The organism is Arachnia propionica (assembly GCF_003859805.1).
In the GTDB taxonomy this organism is placed as follows: Bacteria; Actinomycetota; Actinomycetes; order Propionibacteriales; family Propionibacteriaceae; genus Arachnia; species Arachnia propionica_C.
In genome coordinates this window covers 1-1,004 of record NZ_RQZG01000043.1, presented here as the reverse complement: position 1 = coordinate 1,004, position 1,004 = coordinate 1, and the positions used below count along the sequence as shown (strand labels likewise).

The window sequence follows — 1,004 nt, the reverse complement described above, 5'->3', positions numbered from 1 at the left end:
GTAGGCGTTACCGCGCTGCCAGCCGTGCTTGGTGAAGGCGCCGATGAGTTTCGCCGCCGGGATCTTGCCTTCGGGGATGTCCGGCAACTCGGGTGTCTCGCCCTGACCGTGGGGGAGGGTGAAGACGGGTCGGTCGAGTTGTTTGAACGGGGTGGTCAGCTCGTAGTCGGCCAGGACCTCGCCCCATCGGCTGGCCTGTTCATCGGTGAGATCGAGCCGATGAACGATGCCGATACTGCCACCCTCGGGCACGGTGATGGGATCGTCACTGGCGTCGATGAGGGTGGCGTCCTCATCAATCCGGGCGGTGGCCACCAAGGTACCGTCGCCGTCCCGAACACCCCAGATGACCCCGGCCAGCAGCCGACGCAGCACCGGATGCGGGGCAATGAAGCGGGCATGATCCGCCGGATCCCACCGACGATCCTGGATCATCGCCTCCTCAAACCGGCTGGTTTGGACCTTCACCATCGCGGTGAGGTCCTTCTTCATCGCCGCATAAGCAGCCTTGGACTCCTTGGCCTGGGTGGGGTCGTCGCTCTTGTTCGGTGCCAGCAGACTGGTCAACACCTTCCCCGTTGGGCGGTCCTGGGCGTCCAGCAGGCGGGCTGCGATCTTGCCATCCGGGGTCACGAAGGCCTGGAACCGGCGAGCACCGTAGGAGAACACGCGGGTGCCGCGTTCATCCAACCCGCCATCGGGCAGGATGCGGTCCTCCAACTCATCCCGGGTGAAGCCCCGCTGCTGGGCGATCTCATCCATCGCCTCCCCAGCACGCTTCTTCAACGCCGCGAACTTCACCTTCGCCGCGATCCCCGAGATCGCCTGCAACGCCGCATCCGTGGCGACATTCCGCAGCGCCGTCAACCCCTTGACCGCACGTTGGTGCTGACTCTGCCCCGGCCACTGCCGGATCAACGGGGCAAGCTCGGCCACAAACCGGGAATCGCCCAACCAGCCGGCACCCGTGAGACACCACGACTGCTTCGCCACCGCCCCCGAAG

Annotated in this window: 1 protein-coding gene; it reads right to left on the bottom strand. The window is 65.8% G+C overall.

What is annotated here, in order from left to right:
• The coding region (locus tag EII34_RS15695; RefSeq protein ID WP_148092641.1) for a DUF4132 domain-containing protein at nucleotides 1-1,004 on the bottom strand (1,004 nt) is incomplete at both ends.